Raw genomic sequence first — 277 nt, 5'->3', positions numbered from 1 at the left:
ATCAGCTGTTCGGCAGCACGGTCGTACATCTCTTTTACGATCATGTCTTGTTCGTTATCTTTCGCTAACGCCATTTGCGGGTTATCGAAGAACGAACGGAAGACTTTGGCGCTAATCGGGTAGATATCACGGCCGGGGATCAACACGGTCGCATTAACCGTCATGATCATCTGATACTCTGCTGTTTGACCGTTACGGAATACCGATGCGGTATCTTTCGCGATGCTCACTTTACCCAAACGCAAGGATGGAACGTCCTTACGCGTGGTTTCTTTAT

General features: G+C 48.4%; 1 protein-coding gene. It reads right to left on the bottom strand.

What is annotated here, in order from left to right:
- A partial coding sequence (gene lptE / locus IEQ44_RS15765; RefSeq protein WP_227487628.1) for an LPS assembly lipoprotein LptE occupies positions 1-277 on the bottom strand: 277 nt, incomplete at both ends.

This window comes from Nocardioides malaquae, from assembly GCF_015070385.1.
GTDB classification, from domain to species: Bacteria; Actinomycetota; Actinomycetes; order Propionibacteriales; family Nocardioidaceae; genus Nocardioides; species Nocardioides malaquae.
Note: the sequence above shows the minus strand (reverse complement) of the source record. Positions and strands in the feature narration are given on the sequence as shown.